The organism is Schaalia radingae, from assembly GCF_900106055.1.
Classification (GTDB): domain Bacteria; phylum Actinomycetota; class Actinomycetes; order Actinomycetales; family Actinomycetaceae; genus Pauljensenia; species Pauljensenia radingae_A.
The window spans coordinates 1,530,980-1,554,567 of the sequence record NZ_LT629792.1; the positions used below are offsets into that span (position 1 = coordinate 1,530,980).

The window sequence follows — 23,588 nt, forward strand, 5'->3', positions numbered from 1 at the left end:
GCGCCACCCTTGGCGTGGGTTCCGTCACCCGCGCTCGGGGTGTCAGCGCAGCGGCCTCGAGCCACTACACTGGAAGAAATCTATGACGATTGCCAGCACAGATGGGTGGGAACGATGACACGCACACTTTCCGGACACGATATTACTCTGCGCGCAGGCGCATACACCGCTCACGTGGTGTCGGTGGGAGCGGCTCTTGCTTCCCTGACGTTCAACGGCCGCGATGTCACGCTTCCGTTCAACCCGAACGTTTTGACGAAGGGCTACTTCGGCAAAACGCTGGCACCGTGGCCCAACCGCATCACCGAGGCGACGTACACGTGGAACGGTGAGCGCATGGACGTGCCGCGAAACGAAATCGAAACCGGGGCAGCTCTGCACGGGCTGGTGTCCTGGACCGACTGGACCGTCGTACACTCCGATTCTGATTCAGCGACCATGAGCACATTCCTGCCGCCGCAATACGGCTACCCCTTCGCCCTCGACCTGTCGGTGACGTACGCACTGAGCGCGGAGCGCGGCCTGAGCATCACGATCTACGCGAAGAATGTGGGCAGCGAACCTGCCCCCTATGGTTGCTCACACCACCCCTACATCACGATCGGTCAGCAGTCGATCGACGCGATGACGCTGACGGTTCCGGCCGGCAAGGTTTTCGATGTCGATAAGCGTTTGGCACCCGTCGACCTGAAGGATGTGGAAGATCTGGATCTGGATTTCCGCTCCGGGCGGCTCATCGGCAGCCAGTCGGTCGATCACGCGTTCACCGAATTGCCCGACGGCACGTGGCAAGTCAGCCTGTGTGACGAGGGTGGCTCATCCGTGTCGGTCACCTCTGACGCGCCGTGGGTTCAGGTGTACTCCGGTGATCAGCAGGGACGTATCGCCACCGCTGTTGAGCCGATGACTTGCCCGCCTGATGCGTTCAATTCCGGGATCGACCTGATCGTACTGGAACCGGGCGAGGACTACTCGATGACGTTCATGATCAGTGCTGACTTCGTCGAGTGAGCACACTGACACTGTGACGGATCCGGGGTCGAGTGCCAGCGAGCCCCGGCGATCGCTGTTTGATCTGATCACACATCCACCGGACCTGCCTATCGTGTCAGTCCTCGATCAGGTGACGCGCGCCGCGCACCCGGGGACGTTTGCCGTCGTGTCAGCCACCGCCGGGTCCGGTAAGACGACGCTCATTGCGCCCGCTGTCGCAGCGCGCGTCAGCGGCACGGTGGTCTGCACGCAGCCGCGACGTATGGCTGCGCGCGCTTCCGCCCGACGAATTGCCTCCCTGCTGGGTGAGCGTGTGGGGGAAACGGTCGGGTTTACGGTGCGCGGCGAGCGCGCCGTCGGCCCGCACACGCGTATCGAGATGGTCACCCCTGGCGTGTTGGTGCGCCGCCTCCAGGCTCATCCGGATTTGCCGGGAGTGAGTGCCGTAATTCTGGACGAGTTCCATGAGCGTGCGCTCGACTCTGATCTGGCCCTGGCGTTCCTGCTCGATGTACGGCAGACACTGCGTGAGGATCTGACGATCTTCCTCACCTCGGCAACGCTGGATATGGCGCCGACACTGACTTTCGTCCGCACCCACGCCTGCGAGTGCGAGGGCGCAGATGTCATGACGATTGAGGCGCCGGGCGTGCTGTTTCCACTGGAGCAGTCGTGGGCGCCTGCCGCACCGAGCGTTTCTGCTCTCGCACCTGTCGGTGGCAGTGGCCGAGTGGGAGTAAGTCGAGAATTCCTGGCTCACATGGGTCGCGTTGTCGATGAGACTGTGCAGCGCACCAGCGCAGATGTCCTGGTCTTTGTGCCAGGTGCACGCGAGATCCGCATGCTGATTAATGAGTTGCGTGCGCGTCTGCGGGGCGACGTGGAGATAGTGCCTCTGTTGTCTGCTCTGTCAGCGGCCGAGCAGGACCGTATCCTGACACCTGTGCCTGAGGGCTGCGAGCGACGGCGACGCGTCATCGTGTCCACGTCGATCGCTGAATCGTCACTGACTGTTCCCGGAGTGCGCGTCGTTGTTGATTCTGCGCTGGCTCGCCACCCGTCCATCGACCCGGCACGCGGTGTCACCACCCTGGTCACAGTGCCAGCGTCACGAGCTGAGATGGTCCAGCGTTCAGGGCGTGCAGCCAGGCTCGGCCCTGGCTGGGCGGTGCGGTGCTGCGCGGAAAATGAGTGGGCGCGCCGCCGGCAGACCCCGGCCCCGGAAATCGTGGAGTCTGATCTGACTGATGCACTGTTGCAGTGCGCGGTGTGGGGCGTGCGCGACTTTGCTGACTTGCCGTTGATGGATCAGCCACCCTCGGGCAATGTCCAGGCTGCTCGCGAGGCGCTGGTCGCTATCGGGGCGCTCGACACTGAGGGCGCGCCCACACCTCATGGCGAGATGATTGCGCGACTGCCGGTCGCACCCTCGCTTGCTCACGCACTGGCAGCCTGCGCGCCGGTCATCGGGGTGGAGGCCGCGTGTGAGTGTGTTGCGATCATTGATGAGCAGATTCGCTGTGACAACGCCGATCTTGCTGCCAGCGTGCGCCGTCTGCGCCACTCCTCGCACGCCGAGTGGTCGCATATACGCGACCAGTCGGCGCGACTGACACGCCTCATGGGTCGATACGCTGCCGACATGTCGCGCCACGCACCTGCAGACCAGCTCAGCCGTGATGACCAGCTTGCCCTCGTCGCGGCCACCGCTCACCCGCAGTGGATCATGCGTAGGCGCCGCGATTCTCCCTTGTCCTACCAGTCGGTGTCCGGTCTGGGAGCGTCCCTGCCCGCCACCAGTCCCCTCGCCGGACAGCAGTGGCTGGCGGTGAGCGACATGACACGGCCGTCAGGCAGTTCAACCGCGCTGATCCGGGCGGCGCTCCCCCTCAGCGAGGATGATGCGCTGGGGTGTGCGGGCGCCCTTGTCCATGAGGACACGCGCGCCTGGTATGATCCGGCAGCACAGCGATTTCGCGGCGAACAGGCCACCATGCTGGGTGCTATTCGACTCGCGTCACGGTCACTCAGGACGCTGCCGCCGCAGACTGTTCAAGATCTCATGGCGCAGGTCTTGAATGAGCACGGAATGTCAGCGCTGACGTGGACACCGACCGCCGTGCAGTTGCGTGCCCGCATGGCAGCGCTCCACGAGACTGTCACAGATCCGTGGCCGGATGTGTCGGATGCAGCATTGGCCTCGAGTTTTCCGCAGTGGGGAGCTGAGGATTTACCTGCCTTGGCTTCGGGAAAACCACTGACCAGCATCGATACGATGCGACTGTTGCGTTCACTGTTGCCCTGGCCTCAGGCTGCGCGACTGGATGAACTGACTCCGCCCGATATTGAGATTCCAACGGGAGCACGTCGGCGCATTGAGTGGACTGAGAACGGGCCGACGCTCACGCTGCGAGTCCAGGAAGCATTCGGGTGGACGTCTACGCCCAGATTCGTCGACGGCCGAGTTCCGCTGATTATTCACCTAACCGATCCGGCCGGTCGTCCGGTGGCGATCACTTCCGATCTTGCGTCGTTTTGGGCTGGTCCCTACCAACAGGTTCGCTCCGAGCTTCGCGGCCGGTACACGAAGCATGCCTGGCCTGAAGACCCCCTGTCGGCTACTCCCAGCTCGCGCGCAAAGGGACGAGGGCGATCCCGCTGAGATTGTTGAACGGCGGTTGTTGAACGCCGAGGGTTCGCCGGGGCTGCTCAAAGAGCGAAGGATTCCCGCCGGCGCTGCCTGTGGTGGCCTGGACAGACAACGTGGCGCCCACACCACACGGTGCAGGCGCCACGTTTGAGTGCGACATCGGATGCGGTTGCACCCGGTGCCATCCTCACTAAATCAGGAACGCGTCATGCGTCGCGAAGCTGTCAACGCTCCAGCCCCAGCAAGCGCAAGACCGGCCAGTGCCATCGCGGGCACCGATGCGCCGGTACGGGCAACGCTGGGCTTTGCACTGTATGCAGCTGGCTGCTTATTTTGCTCGTCGTGCTTGCGGGTCGTGTCCAGAGTTCCCTGAACAGCCACCGTCACATCGTCATCAGCACGCGCATCGTTATTACGTCCCCACGCGTCGACTGCAACATTCAGCTTCCTGTCCGCAGTGAATGCCTGAGCGACTTTCAACTCAGCTTCCAGAAAGGCAACTTGCGAGTCGAAGGCGCCAGTCCCGTCAAGGGTGGCCACGGACCGACCGTTGACTCGCAAAGCAGCTTTCGTGTAGGGCCCGGAGACTGCTGCACGAATCCTGACGTACTCACCCTGGGGAGCAACTTTCGCATCCGCAATGGCCTTCCACGACTGGCTCTCAGAGTCCCAGTACTCCACTCCCGCAACCGTCGGCTGAGGCTGATTCACTGTGACAGCAGCCAGTGCGTCCACCAGACCGGTGCCGCGGTATTCCTTGCCGTCTGGCGCCTCTGCGTTGTTCGGGTCGGCCAAGACCTTGTAGCGGCCACCTGCCTGTTCACGCAGAAGGTTTGCTGCCTGGTCAGCACTCAGCGTCGGGTTAACGGACCGCAAAAGTGCTGCAACGCCTGCGGCATGTGGCGACGCCATAGATGTACCGCTCTTCGATGCGTACAGTGCAGTCTCATCCCTCCAGTCGAAACCAAGTGGAATCGTTGAAAAGATTCTCGATCCAGGTGCGGCGACATCGATAGCATTCGCGCCGTAGTTCGAGAAGTATGAGCGAATGAAGGGTCCGTCAAGCGGATCTGAACCCTCTGGCTTTGCCACCGAAGAGACCACGACCACTCCGGAAAGATCGCTGGGAAGGTCCACGCCTCCCACTGACGAGCGGTTCTCAATTGCAGCTCCAGCCACATCATTCGGGCTGCCACTGTCTGTCGTCGCGTTGTCAATGTCGCGATCGTCATTGCCGGCAGCCGAGATGTTGAGCACGTCGTGGTCGTGGGAGTAAGCAACCGCGCGAGTCACGGCCTCCAGGCCTGCAGCCTGGTTTTCTTCAGTGGGAAGCCAGTGTTCCCACGGATCGGTGAAGTATGAATTATTGGTCACCGCGATGTCGTGTTCTGCAGCCCAGATGAAGCTGCAGGTAACGTATTCGGGGTAGAACAGACCATCAGCGTTTCCTGCCTTAATCGCGGCAAGTTTCGCATGCGGTGCTACACCGTCAACGCCGATCCCATTGTGCGCTGCAGCAATCGTTCCGGCGACGTGTGTCCCGTGATCAGATCCAGATGTCGGGGAGGGCTGCCATGCCTCAAACGAGGTGTCAGGAATACCATTGTGAGAGCATCCAACGGATTTGCTGTGATCGATCTGGTCCTTGAGGTCTTCGTGAGTTCCATCGATACCGGAGTCGATGACACCGACGGTGACCGGCTCAAGCATGACATCGACGGTCGCTGCCTGGTCGGCACGGACAGCCTTCAGACCCCACGCTTTTTCGGATTGAGGATCGGGTGTGTACTCCTGGTCCAGTTCACTGTTCTTTTCAAGCTGGCTGCGACCCGTCATCCTCGTCGATGTGCCTGGCTGCCCTGACGGGGCTGAGTCTTGAGCCGCTTCCACGACAATCTCGTCACCTTTAACCTTGGCGTAGCGGGTGGGTCCGACGTTCGTCAGCGGCACCTTCTTGTCGGCCAGTGTCGTGCGCACGTGCTCCGCAAAGTTTCTGTCAGCTGTCTGAGCAAAGAATGAATCGATCTGCGGGTACTGCTGCAGGATCACGGCACCCGTGTCACGCACGGCCGTCACGGCAGAGTTAAACTGATCTGAACTGACGCCGCGCTTGAGGTTAATCGCAAAATTCTGGACGTAGGGAACACCTGGCTCAGGATCGCTCGCATCGTTCGCCTGGGGGGTTCCCTCGTCTGCCGCCCTGTCTGTTGCGGCCGGCTGGTTCGCCGCTACTGGCTGTCCTGACTGGGCGCCATCAGGTGACTGAGGGGCATCTCCAGATTGAGCAACTTCCACTTCTGCACCGTCGTCAGCTGGTGTTCCAGGCTGGGCACTCCCCACTCCCGTGACGACGCCAGCGCTGGCCACGCCAAGAGCAACCGTCACTGCTGTCAGCCGGGCAGCCCGCGTTACATTACGCTGCACACGCATTCTTGACCTCACTTTTACCATGTTGAAAGAAATCTGAGAATTTAACTTCAGATAAACCGCAGGTTAAGTCAGATGCATTCAAGAAAGGCGCAAGGTTTCACATTCTGATTAGTTTGTCCACTACGTGATCACACACTACAGGTGTCAATATCTTCTGGTCTAAACTACGCCTGAACTGCCGCGACACACAACAGCCCCTACGCAACACGCAGTTCTGCCAGTTTAAACGCTCTTTACTCAAATTCGTCCGGATGCGCCCCGATGCGGCCGCTTTCACTGTGGAGGGCATCGATCGCCTCCAAGTCAGTTTCCGGCAGGCTCACACCAGCTGCAGCCAGGTTTTCCTCCATGCGCTCAGGCGACGTGGTCTTGGGAATGACCACGCGACCACGTTGCATATGCCACGCCAGAACAGCCTGCGCCGCGGTGACACCGGCACGCTCAGCGATGTCGAGGATCACCGGGTCCTCGAGGTCGCGCGCCTGGCCCAACGGTGAGTACGCTTCGATGACCATCCCCCGGTTACGAGCATCAGACAATACGTCAGGCTGCGAGAAAGACGGATGAACTTCGGTTTGTAAGATCACCGGTGTCACGCCCGTCTCGTCGCGTAGACGGTCGAGGTGATGAGGCAGAAAGTTGGAGACGCCCAGCGCGCGCACGGCTCCCGTGTTGAGCATGCGGATCATGGAACGCCACGTTTCGACAAAAAGATCTTTCGAGGGAACCGGCCAGTGAATCAGATACAGGTCGATGACATCGAGACCAAGCGCACGTCGGGAATTATCCAGCGCCTCAATGGCTCGGTCAGCACCGTGATCGCTATTTTGCAACTTCGTCGTCACGAAAATATCGGAACGCTCCAGACCTGAACGTCGAATCGCCTTACCAACGCCGGCTTCATTGTGATATCCAGCGGCAGTGTCGATGTGCCGATATCCCGCCTCAATCGCCTGTTCGACCCGTTCTGCAGTTTCCTCAGGCGGAATTTGGTAGGTACCAAAACCAACTTGCGGGATGGTCATTCCCTGTTTCAACACAATGTCATTCACGTGAGAGGTCGAATCAGCCATGCATCGACCATAACGCACTGCGCCGCTCGTGCAAGTGGCATTGACGTAATAGGGCGCACAGCTGCCAGTGATCCTGAAGCTTCACCCAGCTTCACGCAGGTCAGGCGAGGCCCACGTCGCAGGCCAGTAGATCTTCCACGCTTTGGGAACGCACGATAACCTCAGCATTCCCGTCGCGCACGGCCACAACGCCTGGCCGCGGCACCATGTTGTAATTCGACGCCATCGACCAGCCATAGGCTCCCGTCGCCAGCACCACCAGCAGGTCACCGCGATGCAGGTCAGCGGGCAGGTCGACGTCCTTCACGACGATGTCACCGGACTCGCAATGCTTTCCAACCACTCGGCAGCGCACCAGCGGAGCACTAAGCCGCCGATTCGCCAGCGTGACGGAATATTCCGCGTCGTACAGTGCGGGTCGAATATTGTCCGACATTCCCCCGTCGACAGCCACGTAGCGGCGCACCAGATCGTCACTGACCTGCACGTCCTTCACCGCACCCACCGTGTACACGGTGACCGTTGTCGTGCCGATCACGGAGCGTCCTGGCTCCACGCTCACTCGCGGGACTGGTTCGTGATAGCGCTCAGCTTCTGCTCGAACGGTTGTAGCCAATTCACGCGCCACCTGCGCAGGTGTGGGTGGAATCGGGTCGGTTGACGTATAGGCGATGCCCAGTCCCCCACCCAGATCGATGTCATCGACGAGGACACCCAGTTCCTCATGAATCCTGTGGCGGAAAGCCATGACTATCCGTGCGGCGTGGGCAAAAGGCTCAGCCTGAGCGATCTGCGAGCCGATATGGTTATGCAGACCCACCAGCGTCAGGTTCGGAGCATCAAGAATCGCACGGACGACGCTCATCGCATCGTCTCCTGCCACCGATAGACCAAATTTCTGGTCTTCGTGGCTGGTTTGAATCATCTCGTTGCCACCTGCATGGATGCCGGTCTTCACTCGAACCATGACACGCGCTGTCACGCCGCTCTCGGCCGCAATGCGTTGAATCTGCTCCACTTCACCAGGTGAGTCCACGAAGATGCGGGCAATGCCTCGGCCGTTACCAGCAGTGAGCGCCACACGGATTTCCTCGTCCGACTTATTGTTCCCATGCAGGCCGATGCGCTCGGGGTCCACGCCGCTGCGCAGCGCACTGGTCAACTCCCCGAAGGTGGAGGTGTCGATGCCCATGCCACGTTCAGTGGCGGTGCGGGCCACGTGGGAGCACATGAAAGCCTTGGCGGCATAGAATGCGTCGCCACCGTTCATGCCGTATCCGTCCCAGAATTCCTCGGTCATGGTGGACGCCCACATACGCGCGCGAGCCTGAAGGTCGCGATCATCCAGAACAAAAAGCGGCGTGCCGAACTCTTCGGCCATCTCCGTCAGCGCGCACCCACCGATTTCGATGACACCATCATCTGTGCGGCGAGCTGACCACGGCCACATGTCCGCACGCTCGGAAGGCTCGGGACAGACGAGGGTACCAACGGTTGCTTTTGCTGACACGCTGGGGATCAGAGTCGGGTCGTCCTGTGCATCATGTGCTGACATCGTGGTCCTCTTTCTCGATTCCTGGCGCTGGACAAGCTGCGTGCACTACATGCGCTCGGGGGCGCTCACTCCCAGCAGTGCCAGTCCGTTACGCAGAACCCGCGTCACCGCATCGTTGAGCCACAGGCGGGCCACGTGGGACTCGGTCACGTCCTCGTCAGCGCGAGGGGTGACGCGGCACTGCCCGTACCATGCGTGGTACGTCGCAGCAAGTTGTTCGAGGTAACGGGCCACACGATGAGGTTCACGCATTGAAGCGGCCTGCGCAACAAGTGCCGGGAATGTGGCGAGCACTCCGAGCAGTTCACTGTCGGCAGGATGGTCCAACGCGGACGGGTCGAATCCGGCGTCTCGGCTGACACCGTGTTCAGCTGCATTACGCGCCACGTTGCAGGTTCTGGCGTGTGCGTACTGCACGTAGTAGACAGGGTTTTCGTTTGTGTGCGAGGACAGCAGGTCCAGGTCGATGTCCACGTTTGAATCCATCGATACGCGCACCAGTGAGTAGCGCGCGGCGTCAACGCCCACAGCATCCACCAGGTCATCAAGGGTGACGATCGTGCCGGCTCGTTTCGACATGCGCACCGGTTGTCCGTCCTTGACCAGGTTGACCATCTGGCCGATCAGGATCTGCATGTTGACACCTGGCTTGTCACCAAATGCTTCGCACATGGCCATCATGCGGCCGATGTAGCCGTGGTGGTCAGCGCCGAGCAGGTAGATTGCTGCGTCTGCTCCGCGGGAGCGCTTATCCAGGTAGTAGGCCACGTCGCCTGCGAAGTAGGCAGCCTGGCCGTCCGACTTGATGAGGACGCGGTCTTTGTCATCACCGTAATCGGTGGTGCGCAGCCAGACGGCGCCATCCTCGTCAAACACTTCGCCGCGTTCGCGCAGGATTTCGATGGCACGTGTGACGGCTCCGGAGGTGTGCAGGGAGTCTTCGTGGAAGAACACGTCAAATTCGGCGCGGAAGGCGCGCAGGCGATCCTTGATCTGCGCGAACATCAGGTCAACGCCGCGAGCGCGAAATGCCTCGACAGCCTCTTCATCCGGCAGTGTGGCGGGATCTGGCTCCCCTGCTGCCGCCGCATCGTGACGCACCTGGTCTGCGATGTCCTGAATGTACTGGCCGCCATACCCGTCCTCGGGCGCTTCCTGACCGCGAGCGCGCGCCACCAGTGAGCGGGCGAAACGGTCAATCTGGGAGCCGTGATCGTTGAAATAGTATTCGCGCGTGACCTCTGCGCCGCTCACGCTGATCAAACGGGCCAGCGAGTCGCCCACGGCCGCCCAGCGTGCGCCACCCAGATGAATCGGGCCGGTCGGGTTGGCCGAGACGTATTCGAGGTTGATATGCGTGCCGGCAAGTGAGTCGTTGTGCCCATATGCTTCGCCTGCTTCCACGATGGTGCGCGCAAGCTCGCCGGCACTGGCTGCGGCCAGTCGGATGTTAATGAATCCCGGACCTGCGATCTCAACGCTGTCGATCCCCTCGTTCTCACGCAGTGCGTCTGCCACGACGGTGGCCAGGGCACGCGGCGCGGTGTGTGCTTTCTTGGCCAGTTGCATCGCAACGTTGGATGCCCAGTCTCCGTGTTCGCGTTGCCGAGGGCGTTCCACGGTCACTGTTTCAGGGATGTCAGCCTCATCCAGGGTGATGGTGCCGGCGTGGGCGGCATCGCGCACAATGCGCGTGATCAGTGCAGAAAGTTCTTCAGGCGTCATGGTTCAAGATTAGACGGCATCGGCACGGTGCTTCCACTCGTTACCGCACTGTGGCGCACCCCGCGTTCAATCTCTCATTGAGCGCCTACCTGTGAGCGCCCCGAACAGGACTCGAACCACGTTTTTGCGTAATTCAGTAAACGCGCGTTTTGTGTTGATATAGAGCCGAAAAGTCCCGTCTGCCTTGAGTGCGTCTAGTGCCTGTATTATGCTTGTTTTTAGGTGTTTCGGGGAACGTTCGGGGAACGCTCGGGGAACGAAACGCACTCAAAGGAGCCACCACCATGCCACGCAACACGCACCAACAGCAGCGCCCCTTCGGTAAAATCAAGCGCCTACCGTCCGGGAATTACAGGGCGGACTATCCAGACCCACGCAAGAATGGGAAGCGTATAGCCGCCCCAGCCACGTTCTCACGCAAGGAAGACGCGCAAGTATGGCTATCGACTGAGAAGCAATCTATTGACCGGGGAACGTGGAAAAGCCCTGAACAGGTGGAGCGTGAGCGCGCCGAAGCAGAACGCAAAGCCCGGTACGACAATATGACGTTTGGCGACTACTACCCGATGTTCAGGAAGTCCGTCCGATGGGCACCCTCATCAGCGCGCACACGAGAACCAAGAATCAAGAAATATATTCTGCCCTACTGGGAAGACGTTCCGATCAAGCAGATCGACAAGTACATGATTGACCAGTGGGTGACCGAGGTTGTCGCACCATTGGGCTACGGGCAGCGCAAGGAAGTATGGCGCTTGTTTAAGCAGATTATGAGAGCGGCGGAAGATTCCGACGTGATCGACGTGGTGCCGAAGGTCAGCAGACACTCGAAGGATCTTATACGCCCACAGGTCAACGAGCCGCCCGCTCACTCCAACCGTGCTTTATCGCGTGAGGAAGTACAGAACGTGATAGCCGAAGCGTCCGACGAGAGCAGACCCGCCTTAGTTCTCATGGTTGTTACCGGCATGAGGCCGGGAGAAGTCAGAGGCTTGAAGCCCAAGGCGATTGACTTCAAGAACAATCTTGTGCGCATCGAGCACACAGTGAAGATGGAAGGCGAGGCGCAGCGAGGCGAGGACAACGCTAAGACGCGCTCCAGTCTTCGCACCATTCCGATTGACCCGCGCATCACCGCGATGTTGAAGCAGCACATTAGTAGCCATATGACCGGGGTGGATGCTTACGTGTTCCAGTCACCTAAAGAAAAAGGGCGGGCTGTCTCACTGACCAGTTTCCAAAAGACCGTGAAGGCCACACAGAAACGGCATGACTATGACCGGATGGCACCCTACTGTTTGCGCCACACGTTCGAGACGCAAGCCCAGCTAACCAGTGGTGCCATCATGATGGATGTCGACGCGATGATGGGGCACGAGGTCAGGAATGATCCGAATATGCAGCGCCGCTATTCTCACGCAAGCTTGGAGCGCCAGCGCCTTGTGGCCACCTTCATGGCTGATTGGGTATTGAACCCACCAGCGAGCAAAGCGGAAACGAGAACCGACATCGTGGGCTAAGCGCTCGCAGACAGGAGAGAAAAAGAGTGAGCGGCAAAATAACCTTCTCAGGTTCTGACATGCCTGACTTGTTGCACGCCATACAGGTTCGGTGCTGTCACAAGACTGTTGACGGGCGAGAGCTGTCTGACAGGGGAACCGTGCGTGTAGCGATAATCTACCGGTACGTGGGGCAGGGGTGGTCAACGGCAGAACCCGTAGATGACCCATACAATTTATACGGCTTTTCGAAAAAGCCGCCGGAGGTGGTGGACTTTGGCGTAGTCACGTGTCCCGTCTGTGGAAGCACAATTGAACTTCGCTACACGCAAGTGCAACTTGCTCTTGATTCTTATCTTAGGTGGAAACAGTGGCCGAACCAGATCATGATCCACTACGTCAAGAAGGCACCCCCAGTAACAGCGCCTGACAAAAGCGACGTAGACCTGTTAAAAGAGCGGTGGGCAGTGGAGAGGAAAGCCCTTGAGGGTAGGAAAGCCAATGCCAACCCATTCGCTCACCTGTTCGGGGACGAGAAAGCCCTTGAACGTGAGCTAGCGGAATTGGATGGCTTGGAAGACACACCGCCTTTCTAGACACGCGTTGTGCTCCAATGCGAACAGATGTGCTATTCTGCTGTCTAACGGAGTTTGGATAACTCGCGTGATGGTGGTTCTCCCACCCTAGATGTGAGCAATATAGTTCAGCACTAGGCGACAGTCTCGATGCCAAGGCAGACCAGATGGGTCGATAAGTCGGTGACTTATTAGGGACTTGGGTCAGGCGACAGGTCGGTGACCTGTTAGAGGCGCATAGTGGATTGTGACAGGTCGGTGACCTGAAGGTGTTGGCACGCTAGTTGACCCTGACAAAAGTAGGGGTTCACTTGGCGTGCCGTTTTTTATGCCATGAACCCCAGTGAATGATCATGGAGCGAAAGATCATGGCTGAAAACTTAAGGGACAACGCGCACCCAGCTAGTCCCGAACTTCTCACGATTCAACAGGCAGCGGAACTTCTCAACGTGTCAGTGGGCACCGTCCGCAAATGGATTACCAGCGGTGAGCTGAACGCCTACCGCTATGGGGCACATGGTCGTATCGTGCGCATCACCCGCGATGATATCCACCAGTTCGCCACCCCCATCATTGGAGGTGCCAAGTGAGCGCACCAATGAACAACCCGGTAACCCGGCAAGCGTGTAGAGACGAGCACAGGCAATACCGCGCTTACATGAAGGTTAGCGACTTGACGGCCTTCACCGGCATTGCGCCCAACACGATCTACACGTGGATCAAGCAAGGGCGGATCAAAACCGTTGAGTTCGGCTCGCGTATCTTGATCCCAGCAGACGAGATGGAGCGCCTATTAACCGAAGGCGTGCCTACACCCAACCCGTACAGGGACGGTGACGCGGCATGAACGAGCACAAAAGAAAGTGCCCCAGTGGGGAAACTGGGGCAAAAGATAAGAGCACGCAACCCTTGGGTTCTAGTGTAGCAACCCCCGGGTTCGACTGGAGACGCTTCACCCCGCGTGAGCAGGAAATCTACGTGCAAGGAATGACCGACGGTATCTCAATCGGTCACCACAAAGGCTATGTAGACGGCTACAAGCGCGCCGTAGAAGACCACAAACACCACTGGATCCAAGAGTGGTTCGAACGCGGTTGGAAGGCGTGCGAAGACTACTTCACGGCAATCATGGCACTATGCCTACCCTATCTAGAAGACGCGATCCGCTACCCCGATTACGCCACCTTGTGCGACATGCGGGGCGACCACGCGCGGGCAGAGCGCCAACGCCGAACCCTCAAAGAACGCGGGGTGGACAAGTGAGCGAAAAAGAAGAAGGCAGCGAACTATTCGATGCCGTCTACAAATTCCTAGGCCGCTTCGTCGCCTACCCCACCAGTGAATCACGCGTTGCGCACGTCCTATGGATAGCGCACACATGGTTCATGGACGAGTGGGAAGCAACCCCCCGGCTCGCTTTCCTCTCTCCCGAACCTGAGTCAGGCAAGACACGAGCACTGGAAGTGACAGCACCACTCGTGTGCGACGGACTATCATTTTCCAACGTCTCACCCGCCTACCTGTTCAGGCGCGTCACCAAGGAAGACACGCCCCCAACCGTCCTGTTCGACGAGATAGACGCAATCTTCGGCCCCAAAGCAAACGGCAACGAAGACCTACGCTCATTCCTCAACGCTGGACACCGTAAAGGCGCACGCATCGGGAGATGCCTCGACCACGGGGCGGGCATCGAAGAATTCGACACGTACTGTGCCGTAGCGCTCGCGGGCTTGGGGTACCTACCTGACACGATTGCCACGCGTTCTGTCATTGTCAGGATGCGGAAGCGTAAGAGTTCGGAACAGGTGGAGCAGTGGAGGATCCGCACGTGCGAACCCAAAGCCGTCGCACTGCATGATTGGTTCGAGCAGTGGGCAAGCCAACAACGGGATAACGTGGGCATCCCCATGTTGCCTAACCAGATCCGAGACCGTAACGCTGACGTGTGGGAACCGCTCATCGCCGTGGCTGATCTTGCTGGGGGCGCGTGGCCGCAAGCCGCGCGTACCGCGGCAATCACCATGACAAGCACCGAAGCCACTCCCGCAACGCTAGGTGCCCAGCTACTCGTCGACATTCACACCATCTTCGAAAGCAAGGGGCGGCAGTGGGTAAACAGTGGCGAGTTAGTTAACGAGCTGAACATGATGGAAGAATCACCGTGGGGCGACCTCAAAGGCCGCCCGATGGACACGCGTCGCCTTGCCCGTATGCTCAAGGGCTACGGCATCACCCCACAGAAGAAGCGGTTAGGCGAGGCAACATCGCGTGGCTATCCGCGTGACGCGTTCACTGACGCGTGGGAACGGTACCTACCCGCCCGCAGTCTCCAAGAAGCGGAACAAGCGGAACACCGGAACATTGGCGTCATACCAACGAAAAATGACGCCACACCCAAAACACCTATCCGGAACATCCGGAACACAAGTGGAACAAAACAGCCGCAGAATATCAACGATGTTCCGGATGTTCCGCTTGTTCCGGTTAAATCAGGGTACACGGGCGACGGCAAGCAAGGATCCCTGTTTGACAGTGATGTGGAGGGGTGCGCCTAACCAGTCAACGCACCAGTCCAACATTGCGGCGTGTGGCTCTCATGGCAATCGACTGTGGGAGCCACGCGCGTCACGCCCGCGAGCGCACCGCGTCCCCGCATCAACGCGGCATGGGTGAGCAGCAATCAAGAAAACTGAGAACCGTTCTCACACAAGCCGCGCGGGCAAAACCATACCCCCAGCGCGACAACGCTAGGGGTAAGGCACCGGCAAAAGCCGGTGTAAGTGTCCATTGAAAGGAAAAATAAATGGACACCTTTCCTGATGTGTTCCTAGCTCTGCTAGGTACGTATAGTATATGGCGCGCGTGACAGGCACTGTCAATACTCACCCGCGTCACCGTTCAGGAAGTCAAGCATGAGCGCGTCAGCGCGCGTTAGCGACTGCCACACAGCGCCCTGAGTGACACCCTCACGGCGCGCCACTTCCACCTGTGGCAAGCCCATAACCACGCTGAGATATACGCGGCGGCGCAACTGTGCTGGAAGCGCGTCAAACGCGCGCCTACCGTCAGCCACACACGCCCACAACGTTGACTGCCTGTAAGGGTCGAACTGGGCGCGCGGCATCCCCACTTCACGATACGTGCCGTCAATACTCCACCCCCACGCGTGAGCATCACTAAACGACGCGCGCACCAGCTCACGCACCACAGGCGCACTGTACTCACCGCTCATGCTTACGCGTCCAACTGTTCAGGTTGAAAGCCCGTCACCAGCAAGTTACATTCCTCGTGTTTGTGGTGCTTGTAGTCCTTGAACACTTCGGTTAAGCGTCCACGTACTCGCAGGATCAGCCCGCCTACTCCCCCGCGGTTCCACGCGGTTACCAGTTGTTGAGGGTGTTCATGTGCCCATATCCACGCGCAGGCCACACATTCGTCGTACGACAAGCGCGCTTTATAGGCAAACAGGGTGACTGCTCTACTGAAAGCCGCCCATACTTCATTGTCAGGGTCGCCCGCTTCAAGGATGCTTACTACTTGATCAGTAGTTACACGATTAACCACAACCCCCATGCTACATTACGCGGGCGCGTTGAGCGGGCAGCACGCTACGGCAACCGCCCTCGTGCTGGAAGCAGACGGCAGGAGAAAGAACGGACGCTGGGCATACGGCATAAACAATCAGAATTCTGATTGTTCTAGGGGATTTGAAGTTTCGCTCGCCCAGGCGGGCGTTGTTCTTGACTTCAAGCCTGACCTCGCAGCCCGCGTGATAGACGGCAGTCTTGCCCTCGACAATGTTTAGCGCACCACTACCAGCCTGACGAAACCTAGACGAAACCCAGCAGGTTACGGAATCAAAACCTAGCCAAAACCTAGAAGTAACCCAGCCGGTTACGAAAACGGAACCTAAACCCAACCTAGAACTAACCCACGGGGTTAACCACACCACGCGAAACACCCCGTGACCAGAGGGCATCTGGAAACCGTGTAAGTCCCATTAGCAATTGTGCGTCTGGAATACGCACATTTTCCACACGCAGCCCCGAACCCACAACAAGCCCGAACACCCAACGAAACCGGCAACGCTGAACCCACCCACGCGCGCACCCTGAAAGCGCGTGAGAACCACTCACAGGCACGCCAACGAGATCGTGGAACCCCCCACATCGTGCAGCCACAACACGCGCGCCTTGAACTGCCACCCACAATTTTCCACAGCCCTACACCCACAGGCACAACAATCCCCCCCACCAATCGCACCCCACCCCCAAGGTGTCACGCACCACGCACAGTTAATAACAAATTCGTTAATATCGAATCTTGAGGATCCTCAGAATGTTGCAAATTAGGGGAATCCCCCGAATGTTGCACAGGACTAGAAGACCGACCCGCGAGCGCGCTCACCGCGATATTTATAGATCTATAAACAATCAGGATTCTGATTGTTCCCCACCGAACACGGGAAGTGGCAAGCCTGTTGTATTCGCTATTTTGGGAACCCAAAAAATCGTGCCCCAAGAGCAGAAGGGGCGACGGGGTGATGAAGCGCCACCCCATGCGTAAAGGCCGCTAGATAAATGAGAATCCTCATTTAAAGCTCCCATGCGTGGGACAGGCAAGCCAATACCGTAGCTAGTACCGACGCTTCCCAGGGCGACCAGCAAAAGAGATCGACGTGAGGCAAACCGAGAAAAAAGGGAAATCCCTTTTACCGTCTCCACCATGCGTGTCTAGTAAAAGACTTTCGTCTTTTAAATCGGCATGACCACCCGCCCGCGTCAGGCAACATTCGACAGATCAGTCGAATCTGAAACCCCATCGCCTACACCACAGGCAACACATAGCCACCACCTACCGGCATGTAATCAGGAAACCCTGAATAGCGCATGTGGAGCTTAGCTAGTGGGGCGAACGAAGATATTGGCAGATCCGCCAATAGCAAGCGAATTTAAACTATTTAAATTTCCCGATTCAGGGAAATCTGCCCACGCCTTACAGGTAAGCGCACCGCGCTGGAGCATCGCTATTACCACTTGTGGTAATAACGGATCCGTTAAAAGCAAGCAAGGAGAGGTGGGAAGCCCGCTATTGGCAAATGTGCCAATAACGCGAGCAGAACAGAACTAGAGGCGCTTCACGAGTGAGCGCACAACATCGCTATTACCGGATCCGGTAAAAACCGGGACGCGGGAGAACCGACACGGGACAGTTAGTAACACAAGTGTTACTACTAGAAGTCTCACACACCCCGCCTATTAATCACTCTCACAGGTCTTAAACCCCATTCACCCCTGAGTTGCCACACTCCACGCTTGCTAAGACAGAGCGGTAGGGAGAAAGCGCGGCGCGGGGGTCAGGTGCCGGGGCGGTTCCGACACGACGAAATAGAGGCCGCGAGCGCCCGAGCGCTATTTAGTACGAGCTTTTTTCGGGGAACGTTCAGGGAACGAGAGAGGGTAGCCGGAATTACGCAAAACCACTTTTCGTTGATATAACGCCACTTTGCTAAACCAGTCCCGCGCCCCGAACAGGACTCGAACCTGCGACCTTCTGCTCCGGAGGCAGACGCTCTATCCGCTGAGCTATCGGGGCCAACGCCTGTCGAGTTTAGCACTTCCGCCTGCAGTGGCGCTCCCCTGCTCACGCGCACAGCCAGTGGAAAGGATCACCCGGCATTTAGTCGCGCGTAGGCCGCCCTCGTGCATCGTTGAAATTGTCGAGGGTGTCCGCGTCGCTGATGATCTCTCGTTCGTGACGACCTGATCGTGGGACGCGCTGTAGGGAGCGGCGCACCGTCACGATCGCCCACGCCATGAATGCGATGACAATGACGACCAGGATCAGAGCAATGATGGGGGCGACCACGGCGAGCAGTGAGATCCCCAGGGACGCCGTGTCCTCGCCTGCGGAGATGAACGGAGTGGCCAGGCCTGCGGTTGTCACATTGGCGATTGGACGCGCGGATGCTTTCGTCAGGTGGACGACCAGCGCGATCACCAGTCCGATGACGATGGGCAGCCAGTTGGACGTGTCGGCAAAAAACGAGTCCGGGTCGTTGGTGGCAACCGTTTGTGCACCCACACCAGAGGCGAAGACAATGCCACCGGATGCCGGCCGAATGAATGTGTGCACGATGTCGTTGACCGAATCGAGGGCCGGGATCTTGTCAGCGACGACTTCGACGACCAGAAGGACTGCGAGGATTCCCAGCGACCACCATGATGACAGCCAGTTCCACGCGGGTGGCAGATTCACCCACGACGTGAATTTGTCCAGTGCGCCCATGATGAGCAAGGGAATGTACGCGTTCAGGCCGGCAGCACTTGACAGGCCGGTGGCAGTCAGAATCTCCATAGGTTGATTTTCGCACCGCCGGACGTCGCATCGCTACTTCTGTGTGCAGTAACCAAATATCAGAGGCGCGCGAGTTCCAGGGCCATCGTGGGCCGGTCGGTAATAATGCCGTCGACTCCCATTCGCCTGACGTGTTCAATATCCGCGGCAGCGTTCAGTGTCCACACGTGGACAGCCAGGCCATGTCGGTGTGCCGTGGCAATGAAACGCGGCGTGACCACGCGAATCCCTCTAAATGCCAGTGGCACTTGTGCGGCAAGCACTCCCTGGTCAGGTCCAGGAACGTTCCATGTGCGCGCACTTGAGGCGGTCGAAGCTGCGCCCATGAGCCTCGCGATCCCTGACATTCCCAGCGACGTGGAAGCGAAGGGGCGGGCGTGGCGAACGCGGCGCAGACGCGGCTCACTGAACGAGGCAAGGACAACTCGATCCCACGCCTCTGCCTGATCAATGACATGGATCAGCGGATCGACAACCTCATCAACCTTTGCATCAATGTTCCATCGCGCCAGCGGCAGTTCGCTCAGCACGTCTTCGAGTCGTTCAACCGGCTCACCGTTGGCCGTATCAAGGCTGCGGATCTGGTCGAACGTACGTTGCGCAATAGTGACCGGTTCACCGTGTGTGACCTGTATGGAGGGGTCGTGGTGGACGACAACGACACCGTCCAGTGTCAGGTGCACATCGGTTTCCTGGTGGATCACGCCCGCGTCAATGGCTCCGCGGAAGGCGCGCATCGTATTTTCGGGCCTCTCGTCAGCTCCGCCTCGGTGAGCGATGATGAGTGGTCCTCGCTCATCTGCCCGCTGGGAATTTACTGACATACCTGATCCAGGAAATGTGCCTGATGCTCCGGCATCCACTGCATCGGATCGACCGGCGTGTCATCTGCCGTACGGATTTCAAAGTGCAGGTGCGGCCCTGTGGACCATCCTTCATTGCCCACCGCACCGATCACCTGACCGGCCGTCACGGTGTCGCCTTCCTTCACCAGCACGTCACTGGAACTCTGATGGGCATAAGCCGAGTAGTACACGGTTCCGTCAGGGAGGCGGTGCTCAATACGCACGTAGGATCCTGAGCGGGAGTCCTGGCTGAATTCGACAACCGTGCCGTCAGCAATCGCGTGGATTGGCTCTCCCAGCGTGGACGCCATATCAACGCCTTCATGCATGAGGAGCTGGCCTGAGATGGGTGAGACGCGCATGGAGAACGGTGAGGTCACTTCGTAGCTGCCCTGCTTCAATGGCCACATGACATTGGCAGATTCACGCACCGCACGGTTTCCGTCAGCGGCACCTTCTGCTTGCACACACGGGTCGACGTCCAGTGGCTGGCGTGCTCGTGAACGAGATGCGGCACCGGCGTACGCCTCGAGCGTCCCAGCATGCGTGGTCGTGCTTCCAATCGTCGCCCAGCTGGTCTGAGCAGGCCCGCTGTAGGTGGCTGCGACCGGCTGGTTGGACACATCCTGCGGGCTGAGGAATGCACTCAGCGGGATCGCAATTCCAATAGTGGCGACAGCCAGGACGCTGAGAGCCAGCGGTTTGCGGGTGCGTAGGCGGCTCGACGGCGCATTATTCTGCCTCGTATAGGCTGTCGTGGTGCGTCGCACGCGTCGTGAACGTGTTGGACGAGCGTGGCGATCAGCCCGTTTGGGAAGCGCGGCCAGTCCGACCAGAGCCTCATTTCGCGAGGTGTCAGCCGCTTCGTCGTCGATTGACGAGGGCGACGCGTCCGCATGCAGCGAGCGGCGAGATGGGAAAGGTGAGATCACGCTGAGCGCGTCGATGGACTCAGGGCGTGTGTGCTGGTGGATCGTGCTGCGACGAGGAAACGGGGAGGCGATAGTGTGACCCTGTTCAGGTACCGTGTGTGGCGCATCGATTTGCGGTGTCAATTCCGCAGATCCCATGCCCGTTCCTTCCTGAATTCCACAGATATCGCCCTCGACGCATCGTCTTGTTGATTGCGCCGCATAGCACTGACATCAATATAACCCGCGACAGCTCTGATCACAAAACTATAACGGCCTGTGACCGAGGCTAGCTGATGCACTGCCAGATGGGAAGCCTAATCCGCGTGAGACGCACGGGTCATTCATCACATCAGGTCGCCAGTAGGCACCATCACGCACGTTGCACTCCCCCGCCGAGATCTCTGCCGCACAGTGTCACCCGATCTGTCCGCGCTGCAGGGAATCCCTGACTTCACCGACCAGGTCTTCGAGTATGTCCTCCAAGAACAATACACCGATGACTGCCCCCGATTCCCCCATCACCAGTGCACAGTGTGTCCCCGACTTCTGCATGCGTCGCAGGGCGTCTTCCACTTCGTCATTTTCATGGACGCGATCCATCTTCCGGATCCTCCATGCGGTGATCGGCTCCAGACGCTCCTTTTCAGTATCGGCATAGAGGATGTCCTTGAGGTGAATGTAGCCGATGATTTCGTCGCCGTCTCCAGTCACCGGGAAGCGTGAGAATCCCGTTTGCGCCACGAGGCGCTCGACATCGTGGGGTGTCGCGTCGCGAGGAACCGTGATCAGATCGTCGAGGGCGACCATGTCCGACTTCGCGGTTTCTTCAGAAAACTCGAGTGCTCCGCTGAGCAGTCCCAGGTCGTCCGAGATTGTTCCTTCGCGCTCCGACAGCTTGACGATCGAAGCGACTTCTTCGACGGTGAAGGTCGCGGAAATTTCCGACTGTGGCTCGATTCCGCGGATCTTCAGGAACCAGTTCGCTGCGTTGTCCATTGCATGAATAACACCGTGCAGTACGTGTCCCATCGCGACGAGCGGCGGAGCCAATATCAGCAGCGCGGTGTGCGGCATGGCGATCGAGATGTTCTTCGGCACCATTTCCCCGAACACCACATGTGCGAACAGGACGATCAGGAGGGCCACAACAAACGCGACAACGTGAGCGCTTGCTGACGGCATTCCGATTGCCACCAGCGGGTCGTGAATGAGGTGCGCGATCGCCGGTTCAGCAACGAATCCCAGTGACGTGGAGGCCACCGTAATACCCAGCTGGCAAATCGCCAGCATGAGGGAGACATGTTTGAGCGCGTACATCGCCTGCTTGGCGCCGCGCACGCCTTTGTCACGCAGAGGCTCAATCTGTGATCGCCTGGTCGAGGTGGTGGCGAACTCACCCGCCACGAAGAACGCGTTGATGGCCAACAGCAATATGGTCAGAAAGATGCCAAGTGCGGGGCTCATATCAGCTCATCCTCCTGCTCCTGGTCATCGGTCTGGGGAGGCTCCACTTCAATTTGCGTGACGCGCCGGCCCTGCATCTGCGTGACAGTCAGGCGCACACGATCGACCACCACTGTGTCGCCTGTTTCGGGGACGCGACCTATATTGTCAATGATCAGCCCAGCCAGGGTTTCGTAGCCGCCCTCGTCGGGGACGATAATTCCGAGCCGTTCGGCCAGCTCGTCGGGCCGCAGCCTGCCGGGCACCAGGTATGTGCCGTCAACTTGGGTGCGTATACCGAGGCGACGATGATCATGCTCGTCGGATACCTCTCCGACGATTTCTTCCACGACGTCTTCCAGGGTGACGATGCCGGCAACTCCGCCATACTCGTCCACCACAACAGCCATCTGCAGGCCCTCTTCACGCAGGTGAAGCAGCAGCGGAGCAAGAGACATCGTCTCGGGCACTTTCGGGGCGGGGTTGAGCAGAGAGGACGACAGGACGGACACGTCAGAGCGTTTCTCCCACGGCACAGCAACCGCGCGGCGCAATGAGACAAAACCGAGCACGTCATCACTGTCATCACCAATGACGGGGAAACGCGAGTGACCAGTTTCCTTAGACAGTGCCACGACGTCAGCAGCTACCGCGTCGGATCCAAGCGTGCACAGCAGTCCTCGATCGGACATCACGTCCACGGCGGAGAGCTGACCGACTCGAATAGAGTTCGTGAACAAAGATGCGGTGGAGGTGTCCAGTGTTCCTTCTTCTGCACTGTGACGCACGAGGGCGGCCAGTTCGGACGCCGACCGGGCAGAGGAGATCTCTTCCTGGGGTTCAATGCCTATTAGCCGCAAAATCGCGTTCGCTGTGCCGTTGAGCAGGAAGATGATCGGTTTGCAGATCCACGTGAACGCCATCTGGAATGGCACCACCATACCGGCGGTTTTCAGCGGATGCGCCAGAGCAAGGTTCTTGGGCAGCAGCTCACCGAAGAGCATCGAAAATGCATTGATGAGCACGGCTGAGACGAGTACGCCGATTGTTCCAGCAATGGCGCTGGCCAATCCCACGGATATCAGGCCGTCGTTGATCAGTCGGGTCAGAACCGACTGAGTTGTATAGCCCAGCAAAATAGTTGTCAGCGTGATTCCGACCTGGGAACCAGATAGCTGGGTGGACAACGTGCGTGTGGCTTTCAGGACTTGTGCTGCGCGCTTATCGCCTGCTGATGCTCGCCGTTCGACGGATGCCTGGTCAAGTGCAACCAAAGAAAACTCCGAGGACACAAAGATGAAGGTGCCGAATGTCAGCACAACTCCGAGCAGCAAGAAAATGATGTCTAAAACCACGAGGCAACCTCATGTGTGTGCGACTGACTGGGCACACCGCTAGGCATCATTAAAGTGAATGTCAAGGGGCAACTGTCACTGTCCATGATGACCAATAGTGTACAGGCAAATGTTCGGGCATGAACAGTGGTGGACATGCGGCGCGGCCACCGTCGTAGCAATATGTAAAGGAATAGA

General features: G+C 58.9%; 20 protein-coding genes and 1 tRNA gene. 9 read left to right on the top strand and 12 right to left on the bottom strand.

The genetic code is table 11. The features are described from left to right. The first annotated feature begins 114 nt into the window (after positions 1 to 114). Positions 115 to 1,011 (top strand): aldose-1-epimerase, encoded by an 897-nt coding sequence (locus BLT69_RS06780; RefSeq protein ID WP_092649114.1) that lies wholly within the window; start codon positions 115 to 117, stop codon positions 1,009 to 1,011. Positions 1,012 to 1,024: 13 nt separating this feature from the next. Further along, positions 1,025 to 3,655 (top strand): ATP-dependent helicase HrpB, encoded by a 2,631-nt coding sequence (hrpB, locus tag BLT69_RS06785; protein ID WP_092649115.1) that lies wholly within the window; start codon positions 1,025 to 1,027, stop codon positions 3,653 to 3,655. Positions 3,656 to 3,838: 183 nt separating this feature from the next. Here hrpB and BLT69_RS06790 read toward each other — a convergent pair whose 3' ends face one another. The 4 genes from BLT69_RS06790 to argS form a co-directional block, all read right to left on the bottom strand. Beyond that, positions 3,839 to 6,067, bottom strand: coding sequence for a S8 family serine peptidase (locus tag BLT69_RS06790; protein WP_157886368.1), 2,229 nt, complete (start codon positions 6,065 to 6,067; stop codon positions 3,839 to 3,841). Between the two features lie 239 nt (positions 6,068 to 6,306). Then, positions 6,307 to 7,146 carry an aldo/keto reductase gene (locus BLT69_RS06795; protein WP_092648689.1) on the bottom strand — a complete coding sequence of 280 codons (840 nt, stop codon included), beginning with the start codon at positions 7,144 to 7,146 and terminating at the stop codon, positions 6,307 to 6,309. A 100-nt stretch (positions 7,147 to 7,246) separates the two neighbouring features. Continuing rightward, positions 7,247 to 8,596: a diaminopimelate decarboxylase gene (gene lysA, locus BLT69_RS06800; protein ID WP_257590437.1), complete on the bottom strand. Its 1,350-nt coding sequence runs from the start codon at positions 8,594 to 8,596 to the stop codon at positions 7,247 to 7,249. Between the two features lie 150 nt (positions 8,597 to 8,746). After that, the gene (argS, locus tag BLT69_RS06805; protein ID WP_092648691.1) at positions 8,747 to 10,426 is read right to left on the bottom strand and encodes an arginine--tRNA ligase; all 1,680 of its coding nucleotides are present in this window, start codon (positions 10,424 to 10,426) and stop codon (positions 8,747 to 8,749) included. A 284-nt stretch (positions 10,427 to 10,710) separates the two neighbouring features. Between argS and BLT69_RS06810 the strand changes: the two genes are divergently transcribed. The 6 genes from BLT69_RS06810 to BLT69_RS06830 all read left to right on the top strand — a co-directional run bounded on the left by BLT69_RS06810 (position 10,711) and on the right by BLT69_RS06830 (position 15,052). Continuing rightward, the gene (locus BLT69_RS06810; RefSeq protein ID WP_092648692.1) at positions 10,711 to 11,943 is read left to right on the top strand and encodes a tyrosine-type recombinase/integrase; all 1,233 of its coding nucleotides are present in this window, start codon (positions 10,711 to 10,713) and stop codon (positions 11,941 to 11,943) included. Positions 11,944 to 11,969: 26 nt separating this feature from the next. Next, positions 11,970 to 12,518: a hypothetical protein gene (locus BLT69_RS06815; RefSeq protein WP_092648693.1), complete on the top strand. Its 549-nt coding sequence runs from the start codon at positions 11,970 to 11,972 to the stop codon at positions 12,516 to 12,518. A gap of 347 nt (positions 12,519 to 12,865) precedes the next feature. Further along, positions 12,866 to 13,087: a helix-turn-helix domain-containing protein gene (locus BLT69_RS06820; RefSeq protein ID WP_157886363.1), complete on the top strand. Its 222-nt coding sequence runs from the start codon at positions 12,866 to 12,868 to the stop codon at positions 13,085 to 13,087. A gap of 68 nt (positions 13,088 to 13,155) precedes the next feature. Further along, a complete protein-coding gene (locus BLT69_RS06825) occupies positions 13,156 to 13,344 on the top strand; it encodes a helix-turn-helix domain-containing protein (RefSeq protein WP_157886362.1) in 189 nt (62 codons plus the stop codon). A gap of 131 nt (positions 13,345 to 13,475) precedes the next feature. Further along, complete coding sequence (locus BLT69_RS11085) at positions 13,476 to 13,760, top strand: hypothetical protein (protein ID WP_257590281.1); 285 nt, start codon at positions 13,476 to 13,478, stop codon at positions 13,758 to 13,760. Next, positions 13,757 to 15,052 (top strand): DUF3631 domain-containing protein, encoded by a 1,296-nt coding sequence (locus BLT69_RS06830; RefSeq protein ID WP_257590282.1) that lies wholly within the window; start codon positions 13,757 to 13,759, stop codon positions 15,050 to 15,052. The genes BLT69_RS11085 and BLT69_RS06830 overlap by 4 nt, the downstream gene beginning before the upstream one ends. A gap of 320 nt (positions 15,053 to 15,372) precedes the next feature. Here BLT69_RS06830 and BLT69_RS06835 read toward each other — a convergent pair whose 3' ends face one another. Together BLT69_RS06835 and BLT69_RS06840 are read right to left on the bottom strand one after the other, a co-directional pair. Next, entirely contained in the window at positions 15,373 to 15,729 is a 357-nt protein-coding gene (locus BLT69_RS06835) for a sigma-70 region 4 domain-containing protein (protein ID WP_092648695.1), read from the bottom strand. Between the two features lie 2 nt (positions 15,730 to 15,731). Then, positions 15,732 to 16,061 (bottom strand): hypothetical protein, encoded by a 330-nt coding sequence (locus tag BLT69_RS06840; protein ID WP_157886369.1) that lies wholly within the window; start codon positions 16,059 to 16,061, stop codon positions 15,732 to 15,734. 7 nt (positions 16,062 to 16,068) lie between these two features. On the opposite strand from BLT69_RS06840, the gene BLT69_RS06845 reads away from it, so the two are divergent. After that, positions 16,069 to 16,302 carry a hypothetical protein gene (locus tag BLT69_RS06845; protein WP_092648697.1) on the top strand — a complete coding sequence of 78 codons (234 nt, stop codon included), beginning with the start codon at positions 16,069 to 16,071 and terminating at the stop codon, positions 16,300 to 16,302. 1,717 nt (positions 16,303 to 18,019) lie between these two features. Here BLT69_RS06845 and BLT69_RS06850 read toward each other — a convergent pair. From BLT69_RS06850 to BLT69_RS06875, 6 genes are all read right to left on the bottom strand, one after another. After that, a tRNA-Arg gene (locus BLT69_RS06850) sits at positions 18,020 to 18,092 on the bottom strand. Positions 18,093 to 18,176: 84 nt separating this feature from the next. Beyond that, positions 18,177 to 18,854, bottom strand: coding sequence for a DUF4126 domain-containing protein (locus tag BLT69_RS06855; RefSeq protein ID WP_092648698.1), 678 nt, complete (start codon positions 18,852 to 18,854; stop codon positions 18,177 to 18,179). 59 nt (positions 18,855 to 18,913) lie between these two features. Beyond that, on the bottom strand, positions 18,914 to 19,678 hold the full coding sequence (locus BLT69_RS06860; protein WP_092648699.1) for a glycerophosphodiester phosphodiesterase family protein: 765 nt from the start codon (positions 19,676 to 19,678) through the stop codon (positions 18,914 to 18,916). Further along, on the bottom strand, positions 19,669 to 20,769 hold the full coding sequence (locus BLT69_RS06865) for a M23 family metallopeptidase (RefSeq protein WP_058237004.1): 1,101 nt from the start codon (positions 20,767 to 20,769) through the stop codon (positions 19,669 to 19,671). The genes BLT69_RS06860 and BLT69_RS06865 overlap by 10 nt, the downstream gene beginning before the upstream one ends. A gap of 258 nt (positions 20,770 to 21,027) precedes the next feature. Continuing rightward, the gene (locus tag BLT69_RS06870) at positions 21,028 to 22,077 is read right to left on the bottom strand and encodes a hemolysin family protein (RefSeq protein WP_058237005.1); all 1,050 of its coding nucleotides are present in this window, start codon (positions 22,075 to 22,077) and stop codon (positions 21,028 to 21,030) included. Next, positions 22,074 to 23,411, bottom strand: coding sequence for a hemolysin family protein (locus tag BLT69_RS06875; RefSeq protein WP_092648700.1), 1,338 nt, complete (start codon positions 23,409 to 23,411; stop codon positions 22,074 to 22,076). Before BLT69_RS06875 ends, BLT69_RS06870 begins: the two co-directional genes overlap by 4 nt. Positions 23,412 to 23,588: the final 177 nt, after the last annotated feature.

Coding starts and splice junctions, on each gene's coding strand:
- BLT69_RS06780 (WP_092649114.1), top strand. CDS start 115: ATGACACGCACACTTTCCGGACACGATATTACTCTGCGCGCAGGCGCA.
- BLT69_RS06855 (WP_092648698.1), bottom strand. CDS start 18,854: ATGGAGATTCTGACTGCCACCGGCCTGTCAAGTGCTGCCGGCCTGAAC.
- BLT69_RS06870 (WP_058237005.1), bottom strand. CDS start 22,077: ATGAGCCCCGCACTTGGCATCTTTCTGACCATATTGCTGTTGGCCATC.
- BLT69_RS06865 (WP_058237004.1), bottom strand. CDS start 20,769: ATGGGATCTGCGGAATTGACACCGCAAATCGATGCGCCACACACGGTA.
- BLT69_RS06825 (WP_157886362.1), top strand. CDS start 13,156: ATGAAGGTTAGCGACTTGACGGCCTTCACCGGCATTGCGCCCAACACG.
- BLT69_RS06795 (WP_092648689.1), bottom strand. CDS start 7,146: ATGGCTGATTCGACCTCTCACGTGAATGACATTGTGTTGAAACAGGGA.
- BLT69_RS06835 (WP_092648695.1), bottom strand. CDS start 15,729: ATGAGCGGTGAGTACAGTGCGCCTGTGGTGCGTGAGCTGGTGCGCGCG.
- lysA (WP_257590437.1), bottom strand. CDS start 8,596: ATGTGGCCGTGGTCAGCTCGCCGCACAGATGATGGTGTCATCGAAATC.
- BLT69_RS06810 (WP_092648692.1), top strand. CDS start 10,711: ATGCCACGCAACACGCACCAACAGCAGCGCCCCTTCGGTAAAATCAAG.
- argS (WP_092648691.1), bottom strand. CDS start 10,426: ATGACGCCTGAAGAACTTTCTGCACTGATCACGCGCATTGTGCGCGAT.
- BLT69_RS06820 (WP_157886363.1), top strand. CDS start 12,866: ATGGCTGAAAACTTAAGGGACAACGCGCACCCAGCTAGTCCCGAACTT.
- BLT69_RS06845 (WP_092648697.1), top strand. CDS start 16,069: ATGCTACATTACGCGGGCGCGTTGAGCGGGCAGCACGCTACGGCAACC.
- BLT69_RS06860 (WP_092648699.1), bottom strand. CDS start 19,678: ATGTCAGTAAATTCCCAGCGGGCAGATGAGCGAGGACCACTCATCATC.